The organism is Vibrio sp. 1580, from assembly GCF_033340055.1.
The window spans coordinates 1-518 of sequence record NZ_JAWOVT010000733.1 but is presented as its reverse complement, the minus strand read 5'-3'; the positions used below and the strand labels follow the sequence as shown (position 1 = coordinate 518).

Sequence of the window (518 nt, the reverse complement as noted above, 5' to 3'; positions counted from 1 at the left end):
ATTATAGGCGAAGCGCTAAAAACATTAAACCACGAACTTCAAAGGGTTAATAGAATCTTTTTGTAAATTGGAAATGGGTCGATTATATTACAGATCTGACCAGTTACAATTTTGTAACATGAGCTTAGAGAGGGCATGGACTGCAATGAATAAGCGACTCGCGAAGATTTATAAACCAGGGATTGTGAAATTTGCGTTGAATGTATGGCCACCATTTTGGGGGGCCGGAATTAAAATCTTACATATTTCTGAAGACTTCCGAACGGTTAAAGTTCGTTTGAAACTTCGCTGGTGGAACAAAAATGCCAATCGTACGCAGTATGGAGGCAGTATTTTTTCCTTAACAGATCCCATTTACTCTCTCATGTTGATGGGTATTCTACGTGAAGAGTATTACGTGTGGGATAAAGAGGCGAGCATCAACTTTATCAAGCCAGGACAAAGCGATTTGTTTGCTGAGTTTGAGATCACGGATGGTATGCTAGACGAGATCTATCAGATGACTCGAAACGGCGAAA

At 40.2% G+C, this 518-nt stretch carries 1 protein-coding gene; it reads left to right on the top strand.

The window, feature by feature from the left end; all coding sequences use genetic code 11:
* Positions 1–145 precede the first annotated feature (145 nt).
* On the top strand, positions 146–518 hold a 373-nt coding region (locus R7093_RS28100; RefSeq protein ID WP_318147394.1), incomplete at its 3' end, for a DUF4442 domain-containing protein.